The 13,994-nt window shown below is 64.3% G+C and carries 15 protein-coding genes; 2 read left to right on the forward strand and 13 right to left on the reverse strand.

The features are described 5' to 3' along the window. Positions 1 to 50: 50 nt before the first annotated feature. Positions 51 to 515, reverse strand: a complete 465-nt coding sequence (locus tag ACIRG5_RS38760) for a hypothetical protein (RefSeq protein ID WP_402914497.1) — start codon at positions 513 to 515, stop codon at positions 51 to 53. Positions 516 to 956: 441 nt separating this feature from the next. Here ACIRG5_RS38760 and ACIRG5_RS38765 point away from each other — a divergent pair, with 441 nt between their 5' ends. Next, positions 957 to 1,340, forward strand: coding sequence for a hypothetical protein (locus ACIRG5_RS38765; RefSeq protein ID WP_402914499.1), 384 nt, complete (start codon positions 957 to 959; stop codon positions 1,338 to 1,340). 23 nt (positions 1,341 to 1,363) lie between these two features. Here ACIRG5_RS38765 and ACIRG5_RS38770 read toward each other — a convergent pair whose 3' ends face one another. From ACIRG5_RS38770 to ACIRG5_RS38810, 9 genes are all read right to left on the reverse strand, one after another. Continuing rightward, the gene (locus ACIRG5_RS38770) at positions 1,364 to 3,082 is read right to left on the reverse strand and encodes a BTAD domain-containing putative transcriptional regulator (protein ID WP_402914502.1); all 1,719 of its coding nucleotides are present in this window, start codon (positions 3,080 to 3,082) and stop codon (positions 1,364 to 1,366) included. A 1,355-nt stretch (positions 3,083 to 4,437) separates the two neighbouring features. Continuing rightward, positions 4,438 to 4,872: a hypothetical protein gene (locus ACIRG5_RS38775; protein WP_402914505.1), complete on the reverse strand. Its 435-nt coding sequence runs from the start codon at positions 4,870 to 4,872 to the stop codon at positions 4,438 to 4,440. A 35-nt stretch (positions 4,873 to 4,907) separates the two neighbouring features. After that, the gene (locus tag ACIRG5_RS38780) at positions 4,908 to 5,360 is read right to left on the reverse strand and encodes a pilus assembly protein TadG-related protein (RefSeq protein WP_402914508.1); all 453 of its coding nucleotides are present in this window, start codon (positions 5,358 to 5,360) and stop codon (positions 4,908 to 4,910) included. Next, complete coding sequence (locus tag ACIRG5_RS38785; protein WP_402914511.1) at positions 5,357 to 5,803, reverse strand: TadE/TadG family type IV pilus assembly protein; 447 nt, start codon at positions 5,801 to 5,803, stop codon at positions 5,357 to 5,359. The genes ACIRG5_RS38780 and ACIRG5_RS38785 overlap by 4 nt, the downstream gene beginning before the upstream one ends. Before the next feature lie 44 nt (positions 5,804 to 5,847). Next, positions 5,848 to 6,213 carry a TadE/TadG family type IV pilus assembly protein gene (locus tag ACIRG5_RS38790; RefSeq protein WP_402914514.1) on the reverse strand — a complete coding sequence of 122 codons (366 nt, stop codon included), beginning with the start codon at positions 6,211 to 6,213 and terminating at the stop codon, positions 5,848 to 5,850. A gap of 129 nt (positions 6,214 to 6,342) precedes the next feature. Further along, positions 6,343 to 6,528 (reverse strand): hypothetical protein, encoded by a 186-nt coding sequence (locus ACIRG5_RS38795; RefSeq protein WP_402914517.1) that lies wholly within the window; start codon positions 6,526 to 6,528, stop codon positions 6,343 to 6,345. 45 nt (positions 6,529 to 6,573) lie between these two features. Then, positions 6,574 to 7,467, reverse strand: a complete 894-nt coding sequence (locus ACIRG5_RS38800; RefSeq protein ID WP_402914520.1) for a type II secretion system F family protein — start codon at positions 7,465 to 7,467, stop codon at positions 6,574 to 6,576. After that, positions 7,464 to 8,387, reverse strand: a complete 924-nt coding sequence (locus tag ACIRG5_RS38805; protein ID WP_402914523.1) for a type II secretion system F family protein — start codon at positions 8,385 to 8,387, stop codon at positions 7,464 to 7,466. Before ACIRG5_RS38805 ends, ACIRG5_RS38800 begins: the two co-directional genes overlap by 4 nt. Then, positions 8,384 to 9,835 (reverse strand): CpaF family protein, encoded by a 1,452-nt coding sequence (locus tag ACIRG5_RS38810; RefSeq protein WP_402914526.1) that lies wholly within the window; start codon positions 9,833 to 9,835, stop codon positions 8,384 to 8,386. The genes ACIRG5_RS38805 and ACIRG5_RS38810 overlap by 4 nt, the downstream gene beginning before the upstream one ends. 365 nt (positions 9,836 to 10,200) lie before the next feature. Between ACIRG5_RS38810 and ACIRG5_RS38815 the strand changes: the two genes are divergently transcribed. Beyond that, the gene (locus ACIRG5_RS38815) at positions 10,201 to 10,713 is read left to right on the forward strand and encodes a hypothetical protein (RefSeq protein WP_402914529.1); all 513 of its coding nucleotides are present in this window, start codon (positions 10,201 to 10,203) and stop codon (positions 10,711 to 10,713) included. Positions 10,714 to 11,499: 786 nt separating this feature from the next. Here the strand turns inward: ACIRG5_RS38815 and ACIRG5_RS38820 are convergent. From ACIRG5_RS38820 to ACIRG5_RS38830, 3 genes are all read right to left on the reverse strand, one after another. Next, positions 11,500 to 12,342: a hypothetical protein gene (locus tag ACIRG5_RS38820; RefSeq protein WP_402914532.1), complete on the reverse strand. Its 843-nt coding sequence runs from the start codon at positions 12,340 to 12,342 to the stop codon at positions 11,500 to 11,502. Between the two features lie 2 nt (positions 12,343 to 12,344). Next, positions 12,345 to 12,638: a hypothetical protein gene (locus ACIRG5_RS38825; RefSeq protein WP_402914534.1), complete on the reverse strand. Its 294-nt coding sequence runs from the start codon at positions 12,636 to 12,638 to the stop codon at positions 12,345 to 12,347. 492 nt (positions 12,639 to 13,130) lie between these two features. Beyond that, positions 13,131 to 13,769 (reverse strand): prepilin peptidase, encoded by a 639-nt coding sequence (locus tag ACIRG5_RS38830; RefSeq protein WP_402914537.1) that lies wholly within the window; start codon positions 13,767 to 13,769, stop codon positions 13,131 to 13,133. Positions 13,770 to 13,994: the final 225 nt, after the last annotated feature.

A 13,994-nucleotide genomic window follows, 5' to 3' on the forward strand; every position in this document is an offset into this window, starting at 1 on the left:
CACATTTGCCGTCAGTATGTCCCAAACAGCATGCTCACGTAACAGGACGTTCAGCGAAGACGGGAGGAGCGCCGAATGCCAAGTTCTCGCTCCGCCTGCCACTTGCGAGCTGCTTCCCGTGCCCGGTCGTACTCCTCCTGGCGGACGGCTTCCGCGGCCTTCTCCCGGTGAAACCACAGGACCGCGTTGACGATCACCGAGGAACCGTCGTACGGCCACGCCACCCCTTGGGCTCGTTCTCTGTTGTGCCCACTTCGCCACAGTGCTGCGATCCGCCGCACGTTCTCCGTGTGAACGTCTTGAGCCCTGAGCTCGTCGACCGCAAGCTCGTCCGCGTGCCGCCACCCAGGGCGTACCGCCTCGGCCTCCCTTGTGTTCCGATAGTTGCCGCGCCCGTACAACACGCTGGGGTCACCCTCCACGATGAACTGATTGCTCAGACAGCACCGCAGTTCGGGAGCGTTCCTGTTGTCCGCGAAGGTGATCGGTCCGTCGATGCCCCGCAAGATGCACACCCCTGCACCACCCCTCGCACCGGATCACATGCGCGCTCGACCATACGGCGCCAGATCAATGATCAGTAGGCGTCGCACGCCGTCAAGTCCACACAGGCCAGACGCCCCTCGATCTCGACGCGATACCGCAGCGCCGCACAGTTGCGGTCGGTCGGGAGACTTCGTCAGCACGGGACGCAGCGTTCGAAAGCCACTGCAGGGCCTCAGGTTGAGTCCGTGAACGCTCTCGGACCAAGGCATTCACCGCGCGGCTTGGTAGCGGCCGACCGCTAGCCAGGCAACGCCGTCTCGGGAGAGGCGTGATTGGGACGTCGTGCCTTCTCCCGAGCCAGCAACGGTAACGTCGGGCGTCCGCAGCTAGGCGTTGCGGTCTGACGCACCAGGAGGCGTCGACTTGCGCCTGGGGAGCACACGGTTAGTTGGTGGCGGAGAGGGCGAACGGTGACTGACATTCACGCGTTGATCGGCGACATCTACACCGCGATCGTCCTGACTGAACAAGCAGCAGAAGCAGCGACACCGATCACCTGGCGCGCGATCGATCATCACCTGGTCACGGATCACGGTGTCCAGATCGGCGAATTCGCAACCGTGGGGTACGCGCGATTTGCCGCGTTGAACGCGCCGATCTACGTGGTGAGGCGGTGCACGACTGACCGCATGACTCTGAGCGAGTGTCGCAAGGTGTTCGGCGATCGCGATCTGAGCAACTACGAACCAGGCCAGCTCCACGGGGACCCAGACGAGGCAGCCTTGACACTGGCGATTACGACGGTGATCAACATGGCAGCCAGCTACGACCGCGGTTCTGCGTCCAGGTGGTGACGTGCCGACCTCGTCGAGGTCGGCTAGCTGGCCGCAGCGTTGCCCGGCAGGCGGCCTTGCGCACCGCTGCGACGCTGGACGAAGTCAGCGAGGTTGAGGGTGTCGAAGCAGGGTTGTTGGTCGATCTCGTCGAGTGTGGTGGCCAGGAGCGCGAGAGTCCGTGGGATGGCGGCGTACTCGCCGAGCCGGGCCTGGGTGCGGATGATGTCCTGGTAGACGCCCTCGTTGTACGGGTCGAGCTTTCGGGTGCGTTCCAGCAATGACAGCGTCATTTCCTGATCGGAATCTCCATGTGCGCGGATCAGGGTGCTGAGCGCGTCCAGAACGTCTCGCCGTGTCGCCTCACGGAGCGGTTCGATCCACGTTACGAGCAGGTCCTCCGCAAGATCACCGCTGTAGAGCTCAACCGCGTCGTAAAGGCGCCTCTGAGCGGAGGCTTCGTCAGGCCGAGTCTTCTGCAGGGTGCGGTGAAGCTGCCAGTAGTCAACGCTCACGAGCGTCTCGTCGAGGTGGTACCGGCCGTCGTCGTTGAGGATGGCGTTGCTGATGAGACCGTCGGTGGCGTCGCTTAGCGAGCGGCGCAGCATCGACAGCGTGTTGTGGAACGAGTTGTACGGCCGCGGAGGTTGGCTGTCGGGCCACACGGCCTCGTTGAGTACCTCGCGGCGAACGCCTTGGGGATGAAGTGCGAGGTAGACGAGTAGCTCTCGCTGCTTCGCTGTGAGAGCGCCGTTGACTTCGCGGTGCCCTGCGCTATCGCTCAGATGAAGCAGGACACGTCCCATCACGCGCACCTGCAACATGGGCTCCGTAAATACTTCGTCGCAGTACGCCGGTGGCTGATGCGGCTGCGAGTGCCGGTCGTCGAGGTGCTCTACCCCCGCAGCCATCTGAAGCCGCGCATCAGTGCCGTCAACGTCCGCCGAGGTCACATCAACGTCGTTGAGGCGGGATTCGGAGAGTTGTGGGCTTAGGGCTGGTTCGGCCAGCGAAGGTGCTTCCGGTGTGTTCCGGCTCGCCGATTCGAGTCGGGTCGGCTCGCCGGCTGAACGTTGGCCAGCAGACGTGACGTCGTTCTGATGGCCACTAGCTAGGGACGCCTGGTGGGGTCCGTCTGAGTCGGAGCGCTTGCTCGCGGCCGCGCTGGGCGGGCTCCCGGCGGAGTGGAGCACGGCAAGCAGCTCGGCGGTGTCGGTGGCGGGTAGGTGGTACAGGCGTGTGCCAGCGAGAGTGCTGCCGGTGCCGGGGCTGGTCGCGCTGATAGTGCCGTCGTGACGGACCAGCACGGTGGCGCCTGGACGCCACTGGCCGAGAAGCACGCCTGCTAGGCCGAGGGCAGAGCCATTGTCGAGGACAGCTTGCAGGCGACGATCTGCATGCTGCGTGGCGCTTGCGAGCAGGACAAGCGGCGCCGCGGTCTTCTGGGGTTCAGCTGCTTCGACGACATGGCGGGTCCGGGTGAGCAACGCTGCTTCCATCTCGCCGAGGGCAGCATCGAGCGAGGCAACGACGCGAATCGTGGCTGGCAGGTTCTCCAGGTCCTCGCTCTCGAGGATGAGGCACAGGTCTTGACGAGGTGCGAGAACACAGGTCTTACCACCTGACTGCCGTTCGGTCAGCAGATGCAGCAGAAGCGCACGAGCAGCTGCGGTGGCGCCGATGCCCGCCAGGCCGAGGCCCTGGGTGCTGGCAAGGTTCAGGGCAAGGTCACGTCCTGCCCTCATGCCGATCGTCGTCGGCACCGAGACGTCTCGCCGTTCGGACGCAGGCACATCGGCAACGTGACTGGGCCTGGGGGTATGTGCGAGATCGAGGAGCACAGGGTCTTGGGTCGGCTGTTCGGCTCCTTGCTCGTGTTCATGTGCGGCACGCAGAGCGCGGACTACGGGAGCGATCGGACGTGAGAGGTCGGCGCGGTTTCGGCTGCCTATGCGATAGCGGCGCCGCTGCCACATCCGAGCAGTCACCACGGCCGCAGTGACTGCCGCGGCGAGGCCGATGCTGACGAATACGCCAGGCAAGAACTCAGTCTCCGAACCTGTTTGCTCGTCTGTGTCGCTGCCTCGGTCGGCGCCCTGTTCTGGCGTTGCGGAGTTCGACGGGGTCTGAGCAGTCGGTGGAGTGTTCGTCGGGGGTTCAGGTTCCTGAGGTGGAAGTTGCGCAGACGGCTCGCTGTGCGCGCTTTCGTCAGGAGGTGCGGTGACGTGGGCGATGATCTTCCAGCCGGGCCTTACGAGGTTGGGGTTCGTGAGGGTGTGCCCGTCTGGTTGATCGACGCCCCTGTTGAGTTGGAAGAGTTCTGGCCAGCGGGTGCCGCCACCTGGGCCATAGATGCGTTCGGCGAGGCGCCACAAGCTGTCGTAGATCCCGTGTTGAGGAGGACGAACTTCCTCGATGACGCGGACGGTACCTGGCGGTGAAGGAGCTGATCGATCGATGACCAACGTCTCCGCAGCGTGTGCGATAGCGATTGGCTGTGAGGGCGTGGACGTCGTCGGTCCTGGGTTCAGTGACGCCACGACAGCAACAGGAGCGGGGTTATCCGTCAGCACAGCTGCGCTGCTAGCTGTTGCAGCGTATGAGGTTCTACTGCCGAGCAGGGTCAGCACAACGCTACCGATTAGTGCCGTGACAACGGCCTGGAGTGGTCCAGGCGGCCGGATCTGTGTCCAGGCGACCCCTCGCACTGCATCGACACCGCAGCGGACGACGTCGAGGGCAAAAAAGAACCAGGCGATCCAGGACAGCACTGCCAAGGTGTTGAGCAGGAAGTGGGCACTCATAGGGCTAAGGAGCGTCGCCTCGATCTCCTCCCAGTCCGGCACATGACTCGGCAGAGGCCATCCCACGAAGTGTGCCAAGGCCCATGGAAGACCAGCGGTCAGTGCGAGCAGGACGGTGAGTGCGAACAGCCCACGCACAAGTCGCACCGCGGACGAGACTACCGATCGGACAGGATGGCCCTTGTGCTGTTCTACCGGCTTTCGACGGGGTAGGTCTGCGTGTGCGGTCACGGCGTGCTCGATTCCTTTGAGCGGCAAGGCAGTGGCTCAGCGCTCGCCGTCTGAGCCAGTGGAGGGTGGTTGAGGTGTCTGGTTCATGTCACCGGCGCAGGGGCGCGCACGGGCATCTCCGCCGATGTACGAGGCATCGCGACGCCGGGCTGCTGCTGACCTGGCGTGCCGGCCGAGGGTGCTTTTGCCGTTGTTGAGGATGTTCGGCTCGCATCACCCCTCTCCGTGACCGGGGCCACTCGCTTTCGCCTGGTGCGGAACGTCTTGCGGCTGTTGAGCCATAGCTGAAGATCCGTGGTCGGCAGTTCGGTGAACTCCGCGAGCTCTTCGACGCTTATCACGTCACTGGATTCGGCGAGCACGTCTCCGAGTTCGCGTTCGATGTCAGCGAGTTTCGCGGCTGCGTCCGACCGCAAGGCCGCGAGTTCGCTGATGCACCTCGCGGCGGCCGATCGCCTTCTGCTGCGGGCGGCGTCAGCCTCCTCAACGCGACGTTCGATCTCGTCGAGGGACGTCATCTTTGCCTCCTCCGGTTGAGTTATGCGTTGCGCTGTCATGGAAGTACTACTGAGATGCCACGTTGTGGTTGGGCCGTACCAGTTCCTGTCACGGTGATCGAGCCGATGCCGGCCAGGCCGAGCAGTTGGGTGGGATGAGTGACCCTGACAGTCACGGTGACCGTGTTGCCAGCAAGCGAAACGCTGCCGCTGTGGCCTGCAGCAGCAAGGTAGTCATGAGCCGCGGCATTGGCTCTTTGCGGAACCAAGCGCAGAGTGCCATTGACGCGGTAGGCAGCCAGGTCGATTTCCTGTGCACCAGCTCTCGCAGCTTCCTGTGCTTCGCCTATCGCGCGGACCTTCGCGGCCAAGGCGAGGCCTCCATCGAGCACGAGGCCGGCGAACAACAACGCGGCAAGGGCGATGATGACGACGAAGGCAGTTACTCGCCCGTCTTCGTCTGTTCGCAGCTTCTGCGCGCTGCGTCGGAGGTGGGTGACGACGTTCATTCGGCACCACCGGATCGGGAGGAGGTGGAGGTACCGCGCCAGGCATCAACCGGCGAGGAGAAGCTGGATTCGAATGTTCGGCTGCCAGGCACTCCGAGCAAGGTCAGGTCTTGCAGGCCGATGGTGCACGAGATGGTGACCGTTAGCGTTGAGCCTGGTCGAAGGCCTTGCGTACTAGTCGATACCGACATGGACTGGCATGTGATCCCTGCGGAGGCCAGGGCTGCATTGGCGGTGGCTTGTGCATTGGTGACGGCTTGCTGCGGCGTTCTGGCCAGTGTGGCTGACCGGGCGGCTTGGTGCGCGGCGTCGTTGATCCGTAGCTTCGTGTCAGCCAGTCGTCCGCAGAACACGACGAGCAGCAAGAGCCCGATCAGCAATGGGGTCAGCAGAGTGAGCTCTGCCGCGGCGGAGCCTCGTTCGTCCTGGAGCAGCGAGCGCACCCCATCACGCGTGTGCCGTGCGAGGAGGTGATGTCGGCGGGCTGTCATGATGCCGCCGTCCTTGTGCTGGTCGGCGGTGTGAACTTCTCGACCGGCCCAACGGCTTCGGCGCGCACCGCCAGGTTCGTGAAGGGAAGCACGTTGATCACGCTTCCAGTGATCAGCGCTGATGCTTGGCTCGGTCCTCGCTGGACGCTTACCGAGGTTCCCTGCAGGGGCCCACTCCCCAGTTGCGCGAGGACTCGTTCCCCTTCCGCGACGCCTGCAGAGGTGCCGCCAGACACTCGCACGGCCGACAGCGCCTGGGCTGCGGCGGCTTGGGCGATGTGGGTTGCGTGCATGTAGAGCGCGAACTGGGCAATCAGCAAGATCAGTAGCAGGAGCAGCGGCGTCGCGATGACGAGCTCCACTGTGCCTGCGCCCCGATCATCGGACCGTATCCGACGCAGCAGAGCTGGCAACCGAGTCTGATGTGGATGATCACGCGTGCTAGGTGCGTGGCGTCGATTGGGGTAACAGAACATCTCGAATTCACCGGCCTACAAGGTGATGCTGTTGGCTTTCTGGATGGCCTTCGCCACAAGTACGGCCACTGCGGCGAGCGCGAGCGCGACCAGCAGGGCGGTGACCACGATCGTCTCGGTGGCGTAGCCGCGCTCGTCGTTGTGCAAGCGCTCCACCTCGGCGCGCAAGCGCACCAGAAGTATCTGAACATCTGTGAACATCTGTTTTCCCTTCTGCTTAGGCGTTCTAGGACTGGCCAGGTGTGCTCACATCGCTCCCAGCACGCTCGCGAGCGCCGGAAACCCCACGAAGATCAAGAATCCAGCAAAGAGCATCACTACCGGCAAGCTCATCCGCTCGGTAGCTGCTTGTGCTTCTCCCTCAGCGTCGGTGAGTTCGCGTGTGCGCAGTGCAGCGGCCTTAGCCACAAGGCTGGCGCGCACGCGGGCGCCTTCAGTACCTGCGAGGCTGACGGAGGCAGCGAGCTCGGTCAGTTGGCGCACATCGAGTTCGGTTCCTAGCTGGCTAAGCGCGGACCACGGCGTAGTGCGCGTGAGCTTGGCGGTGACGAGTGCGCGTCGGAGCTGCTGGAACGCCCAGCCCTTGCCGATGCTGACGGCGTCGGAAAGGGCTCCGTCGACTCCTGCTCCGCCGGCCAGCAGGACCCTGATGAGGTTGAGGTAGGAAGACAGTGCGTGTCGGAAGAGCGATCGGCGTCGTGCAGCCTCCTGCCGGACGCTGATGTCCGGCAGGAGGAATCCGCCGAGGGCTACAAGGAAGCTGGTGACCGTGGTCAGTGCCCAGCCGGGGGCAATGTCGGCCACAATCAGCACGAGGTTCATCAGGACCGGCAGCACGAGCCCAGTGAGCGCCAGCGTGGCCTTGTCGGCTAGATGGCGCTCAATGCTCTTGCCTGTGACTGCAAGGTCGCTTCGCAACCTGGCGCTCGGCAACCCGAGCGAGGCGAGTGGTTTGACGAACGGGCCGCCCAGGCGGAGCACCCACCCTTCCGGGGCCGTGGCGAGGATCGGCTGCGGTGCAGGCGTCGCGTGCAAGCGGTCGATCAGCGTCCGCAGAGGGGGACGTGGCGGGAACGCATAGACAGCAAGGGCCCACAGTCCAACTCCTAGGCCAGCTCCCCACAACAACGTGCCGATCATGACGGCGCCCCCTTGCTTGTGAGCAGGTTGTCGACGTCTGTCTCGGTGTCGTGTCGCCGGATCGATTCGAGTTCGGTTAGGAACCTTTCGGGTTCGCGCAAGCGTGCGATCCTTGCCAGCCAGACAAATGCGGACCCGAACAGCGCGCCGACGGCCAGCAGCATGACTTGGCCGAAGACGGAGTCGTAGGGCGCGAGATACCCGCGGTTGAGAAGCACCAGGCCCATAGCGAAGGCCAGCGTGGTGCTCACGATGACCCGGACGCTGGTTCGTGTGCGGGCGCGGCCAGCTTCTACCCGCATCCGCATGGAAGCCTGCTCGCGAGCTTCGCTCGCGAGTTCGCCGAGCAGGTCAGCCAGCTGGCGAGCCTGATGTTCTGCGGCCAGGACGAGCGCGGAGATCACCAGATCAGCTGTCGGATCGTGGAGCTGGTCAGCGAGTCGGCGCAGCGAGGGAGCCAGACGTTCTCCACGCTCTACTCGAACGGCCAGCTCGACGATCTCGTCACGGATGGCGACCGGACAGGCAGGAGCTGAAGCAAGAATGGCCTGTTCCAGCCCGGCCGCAGCCACGAGTGTGTCTCGCAGCATTTCAGTCCACGCGGCGATGGCTTCGATGCGCTCGAGGTGCTGTTTGTGATCGATGTTCGAGCCGAGGATCCGCGGCAGGCAGACGACCGCTAGCGCGGTCAGGATGGCCCCGACCACCCAACCGGTAATCGCACCGATAGCCACCCCGGCAAGGGCGGCGATGACCAGCCAGCCGACCTGCTTGCGGTCGGGGCGCAGGGCTAGCCATGTGCTCAGCCGCGACGAGGAGGCCAGGCCGCTGGCGCGACCCTTTAGCCCTGCCACGATCAGCAAGAGACCCGTGGCTATGCCAACACCCAGCAAGCCGAACAGAGCTGCGGTCGCTGTCACGGTGTCCACCACCCGTCGCGGCGTTCGAACAGGTCCGGGTCGTAGCCGGATTCGACGAGCAGATCCACGGTGTCGGTGCGCAGTGGAGCGCCTGGGACTGCGCGTAGGTCCGGGCCTGGTCGCCAGACCTCGTTGCTGATGATCTGGGCGCCCTCGGCGCCGACGACTTCGCGGATGGAGGAGACGACGCGTTTGCTTGAGTCCTCACGCGGCTTGTCGATGTGCACTACGAAGTGCAGTGCCGCGGCTACCAGAAGGTTGGTTGCCTCCATCGGTAGTCGCTCAGGGCCTTGAACCGCGTACGCGGCGAGCTTCGTGAAGGCTCCCTGGCTGCTGGACGAGTGCAAGGTGCCCATGCTGCCGTCGTTGCCCATGGACATCGCGTTGGTCAGCGGGATGACTTCCGGACCGCGGACTTCGCCGACGATGACCCGGTCTGGCGACATCCGCAGGGACTGCCACACGAGGTCTGACAGCGAGATGGCGCCTTGGCCCTCGATGTTCGGTTCACGCGCCTGTAGGGCAACAACGTCAGGGTGCGCATCGACGTCTTCGTTGAGCCCGAGTTCGAACACGTCCTCGATAGTGATCAGCCGTTCCCACGAGGGGATGGACGATGCGAGACCACGTAGCAAGGTGGTCTTCCCGATGGCGGTGCCGCCGGTGACCAAGATGTTGCGCTTAGCTCGTACCAGAGCCGCTAGAAAGCTCTCCAATGCGAGGTCGAGGGTGCCGTTACCTCGAAGCTCAGCGAGGGTGACCGTGGTGAACCGGTGGCGGCGGATGCTCACCGACGGCCGAGCGGTGACGGCCATGACAGCCGATACTCGCTCTCCACCAGGAAGCTGGAAGTTGACGATCGGGCTGCCCCGGTCAAAGCGCCGCTCCTCCACACCGCTGCGCGCAGCCAAGTCGCGGATGAGTTCGACCAGCTCCGTGTCGGAACCGACGACCGGTGGCAAGCGGTGGCGGCGGCCGTCAGCACACTTGACGAAGACACGATCACCGTTGATGTTGATGTTCTCGATCTCGGTGTCGGCCAGCAGCGGTTCAAGACCAGCCAATCCGAAGATCTCATCGAGAACCTGACGGATCAACTTCCGCTCAGCATCGGGTGTCACCAGCATCCCGCCGCTGGCAGAGTTGCGTAGCTCAGCCTGCGCGTGTGCCTCAGCAGCGTCGGTCAGGATGGCTTGAGCGAGATGTTGGCGGCCGGGACCGTCCATAGGCGGTCGACCGGCAGACTCATCGGCGCGAATGCGCTGACTCAGCTGGGAAGACAGCTCTTGCCGCAGATACCGGCGCAGCCGTTCGATAGCGGCGGTCTCGTCGATTGGACGGGTAGGAATGTGCGCGGGGCCAGGCATGTGCTGCGCGGCATGCAGGTGAGGATCGGTTCCGTTCACCGGTGTGGGCGGGCGTGGATCTCCGAAGCCTGCGCGGTTCATGGCGCCATCACTCCGTTGCCAGCGCTCGGCGTAAGCGGATGCACGACTGCGCTCGTCGTCTGTTCCCTGGGCCTTGCTAGCCGCAGTTGCGGTGAATGCGTGGTGGTAGCGGACGGACGCTGAGAGGTCGCATAGACGTCGCGCGCGATCGAGGCGGCGGCACGGCTTAGCGATGACTTATCGGGCTTTCGTCGGCTCAGAGCCTGGCCACGCAGTGCAGCAGCACCCTTGTCATCGATCGGTACACGGCCCATCACGGGAACCCGAAGGTTCTCAGAGACCTCTGCAGTCGAGTAGCCATCTCCCATCAGGACGAAGCACGGGCGGCGTGACCATTGCTGGGCCGCCTGCAGTTTGAGCGCAACGTGGGCGAGCTCGTCGTCACGAGGACGGGCAACGAGCAGCATCGTGTCCGCGGCACGGATGATCGCAAGTGCCGGCGAGTCGGGATCTACCCGGCCGCAGTCGGCGATGATCGTGACACCAGGTTGATCCGCAGCTCGGCGCAACGGTGCAGCAGGGCCAAGAGCCAGTACCCCGAGTGCAGCCCGAGTTTGTTCGGCACCGACCGGGCCAACCACTACCTGGAGACCACCAGGCAGGATCTGGGTGTGCTGGGCTACCAGACTGGGATCGTCACCGCCACGGCTGCGAGCCGCAGCCGCAAGACTGACAAGGCCTGGTGTGTCGCTCAATCGGAAGCGCGCCATGAGATCACCTCCAGCCGGGTCAACTTCGACAACGATCGGACTCTGCGGACCTGGCCACCAAGCACCAAGCGCCACTGCCAACGTGGTCACACCGGGCGACCCCTTCACGGAGCAAACAGCGATAAGCATCAGCGCACCCCTCCAGAAATCGCGATCAAGCTCAGCTGACCCGCCGGAGCCGCGGCCAGCGCACGAGCGTCCGATTCGGACAGATGCAGTGACACCACCGCCGTCTGCTCCGCCTCGCGCGAAGTAACGCCAGCTACTACGGCGTTCCACGACGACGTCTGTGCACCTTGCGCAGGCGATCCAGGAGCCACGCTCTGTCCTGGCGTGGTCAGCACTGTGACCGTCGTCCCCGGTGACAGGTCAGGAGGGAACTGCCCTGGTTTGAGCCCTACAGCAGCAACGGCTTTACCTGCAACTGGAATTAGTGGCGCACCAAGGACGGAGCGCGTGAGCAGGGAACCGGCGGGCAAGCTGAAGGCAACTGGCTGGCCCACAACTTCAGGTGTTGCCGCCGCGAGCACGAGGTCCATTCCGCTGTCATGCGGCATGTCGACATGTTGGAGGTCCTGTATGGACAGGACCTGACCCACTGCTACTGGACGAGCCAGCGCGAGCGCACTCTCGCGGTCCCCCACATTCATGCCGGCGACTACCCCGCCCGCCGCGCACGCGAGAACCAGCACGACACCGAGCAACAGGTGCGGAACGCTACGGCGTCGAGCACCGCCAGCCAGACGCGACGGAGCTTTACCGGCCTGACCTCCCCATCCACTCAACGACGCCTCGTTCCGCGTCGTCGTACCTGCGCCGCTGGAAGCCGCAGTTGTTGTCATCACTCACCTCTTTCAGGCATGACGCCATCGCGACACGTCGACTTAGGTGTCAGGCGTGCCTTGCTAATCGGGTATGTGTTGTCGACGGCCGCCGTCGGACGCGCGCCTCAGGTCAGCCGGTTGTGATTCCTTGGCTTTCAGCCACTCGCAGAGTCGTCGCGGCCGAGGTCGTCATGTTCGGGAACTCCCCCGTCTGACCGGCACCGGACCAGGTCACGGTCCAGTTCACCGTTGCTGTGACGGAGAACGCTTCCGCAGGCTGCCCTGCCGAAGACTTCCTGTAGGTGTAGCCACAATCGGGCGACAGGCCTTTGGGATCATGATCTGCGGTGTACGGGGTGCCTGAGGTGCTGCAGGTGACCGAGCCGCCGTCACCCATGGACCACGTCACCGAGACGGGCTTAGCCACAGCGGTCACGGACACGCCGGGCACGGACGCAGTGGCAGAGACAGGTGCCCATCCGTTGGCCAGCCACAACCATGTCGGCAGGTTCACCAGTTGAGTTCCGCCTGGACTTGCGGAGATGGCCGGACGAGGCATCTGCAGTCGCTTTCGGGCGATCTGCGCGACCTGCTCCGGGGAGGGCGGAGCGGGTCGCTGTGCTCCTGCTGAGATCCAGATCGGGCCGTGGGAGTCGAGGTCCTTGCCGTCCGGCGAGCACAGGACCATGAACCACCCGCCAGATTCCTTCTGCTGGCCTTCAGGCGGTTGACCGTCGACTGGCACATGACGGCACGCGAAGGCGTCCTCGCCGGCCTCGTCATTGCTGCCGGTGTTGTGGTGTCCTTGGCTAGTTACCTGGCCCGGCGGGCGAGTTCCTGCTGACACGTTGCATTCTGCGGACGGCGCCTGGCTGCAGCTGGTACCGCCGAAGATGTCATCGGCCAGAGCAGGCACCGTTCCTGCGCACAGGCCTGCTGCGGTGAGCACGGCCAGAGCTGCGGTGCGGCGCATCACTAACACGTCCCCAGGTCACGAACACCGAAGTCAGTCACCTTCCACGTACCGTCCGACTGCTTCTCGACGGTGGCCGTGATGCGTCGCTTGCCGCCCGGCACGTCATCGGCGAGTTGACCGTTGTCCTTGCGGTACTTCAGTGCGTTGGTCGAATCGCCGCAGTCAGTGACGGTGACCTTCCGAGGTTCTTCGGATGAGTCCACAGTGGAGGCTTCAGGACTTAGTGCGGGACTTCCCTTAGTCACCAGGCCTTTTTCCTGATCAGCACGCAGGCTGTTCGTCAGCTTGTTCAAGGCGGTCCCCGCGGCGTGCTGGCCGAGGCGAGACGCACGCCAGTCGGATGTGGCCCCTGCTGCGACGAAGTCAGCCCACATGGCCCGGTAAGCAGAGAGGGCCTTTTCCTTCGCTACGTCAGGAGTGAGTGCTGTCGTAGAAGCAGGCGGCGGAGCCGTCGAGGTCTGCTTCGCCTCGCCGCCGGGACGCGGGCTACATGCTCCGAGGAGCGACACAGCGGTTCCCAGGGCGACAAGACGTACGGCCCTACTCATCGAGGCCTCCAAACCGGAGTAGTGAACGTAGGTGCCGAAGTGGACCTGTGTGGGGGCACAAGGTCCACCCCGACGGGCACACCCGGAGTGAAGTTGACTTCCGGGCGCAAGTAGTCGGACACAGCAAGTAGAACGATGAAGGTGAACGTTGCGGCGGCGCGGTGCAGCGCTCGTGGCGCCTCGTAGGCGATCACGGGGTTCTCTTCCGGCATCGGCAGGCACATCAGCCGGCCTCCGTCAGGCCTGCAAGATCACGCAGACCGATCCGAAGACCAGAGCCGGTCCCAATGCGATCGGCTGCCTGCGCTGAACACCTCTCAGAGCCGACAGCGCGAGACAAGCGAGCGCAGCCAACACGAGGGCCAGAATCAAACCGAGGACGACATGGCGCCAGCTGAACCAGCCGAGAAAGAACGCCATCGTTGTCGAAAGCGTCACATCTCCACCGCCCAGTCCCGAGGACCTCATGTAGATCACCAGGCCAATCGCGAACACCGCGACCGCGGCGACACTTGCGCGAAGCAGCGGCTCGGCGTTGCGCTGAACGAGCCCGGAGAGACCGAACTGGACCAGGCCACCGCTCAACAAGACTCCGACAATGCGATGCGGCAGCCGGTGGCCAATCCAATCGATCAAGGCGAGCAGCAGGCCGACGATCACGAGCCACACCACCGCGCCCGCGGACTCCGGGCGTCGCTCGGCGACCTGAACCAGGGTGATGCTCAACAGCGCGCCGGAAGCGAGCATCGCCGGCAAGTCGCTTCTGGACACACGTCCCCATGACAGCGGCGCGCACCGCGCCATCGATCCGCCGAGAGCAATCAACGCAGGGCCCGATACGAGGCCGAGCACTCCGTAGGTCGACCAGTCCGCCATCGCTCCTCCCGTCGAGAGCGTGAAAGCCGAACGCGTTTCTGATCTTCAACGAAAGTCGTCGCTCAACGGGGTGACTTCCTACGCCTGGTTGCCTGGAATACATGACGAGGCAACTTGTCGTGTGCATACCCTCACCTCCTCGGACCTGCTGTTCCTACTGCACGTGGTCGGTTGACCACTTTCAGTGTTGGCAGGTTCAAGGGGGGAACGCTAGGGGGGAGCTGT

The sequence above is a fragment of the Lentzea sp. NPDC102401 genome, assembly GCF_044765805.1.
In the GTDB taxonomy this organism is placed as follows: Bacteria; Actinomycetota; Actinomycetes; order Mycobacteriales; family Pseudonocardiaceae; genus Lentzea; species Lentzea sokolovensis.

What these genes read in the sequence shown, in the direction of transcription:
- ACIRG5_RS38800 (WP_402914520.1), bottom strand. Translation starts at nt 7,467, where the DNA reads ATGATCGGCACGTTGTTGTGGGGAGCTGGCCTAGGAGTTGGACTGTGG.
- ACIRG5_RS38775 (WP_402914505.1), bottom strand. Translation starts at nt 4,872, where the DNA reads ATGACGTCCCTCGACGAGATCGAACGTCGCGTTGAGGAGGCTGACGCC.
- ACIRG5_RS38810 (WP_402914526.1), bottom strand. Translation starts at nt 9,835, where the DNA reads ATGAACCGCGCAGGCTTCGGAGATCCACGCCCGCCCACACCGGTGAAC.
- ACIRG5_RS38795 (WP_402914517.1), bottom strand. Translation starts at nt 6,528, where the DNA reads ATGTTCACAGATGTTCAGATACTTCTGGTGCGCTTGCGCGCCGAGGTG.
- ACIRG5_RS38820 (WP_402914532.1), bottom strand. Translation starts at nt 12,342, where the DNA reads ATGCGCCGCACCGCAGCTCTGGCCGTGCTCACCGCAGCAGGCCTGTGC.
- ACIRG5_RS38780 (WP_402914508.1), bottom strand. Translation starts at nt 5,360, where the DNA reads ATGAACGTCGTCACCCACCTCCGACGCAGCGCGCAGAAGCTGCGAACA.
- ACIRG5_RS38830 (WP_402914537.1), bottom strand. Translation starts at nt 13,769, where the DNA reads ATGGCGGACTGGTCGACCTACGGAGTGCTCGGCCTCGTATCGGGCCCT.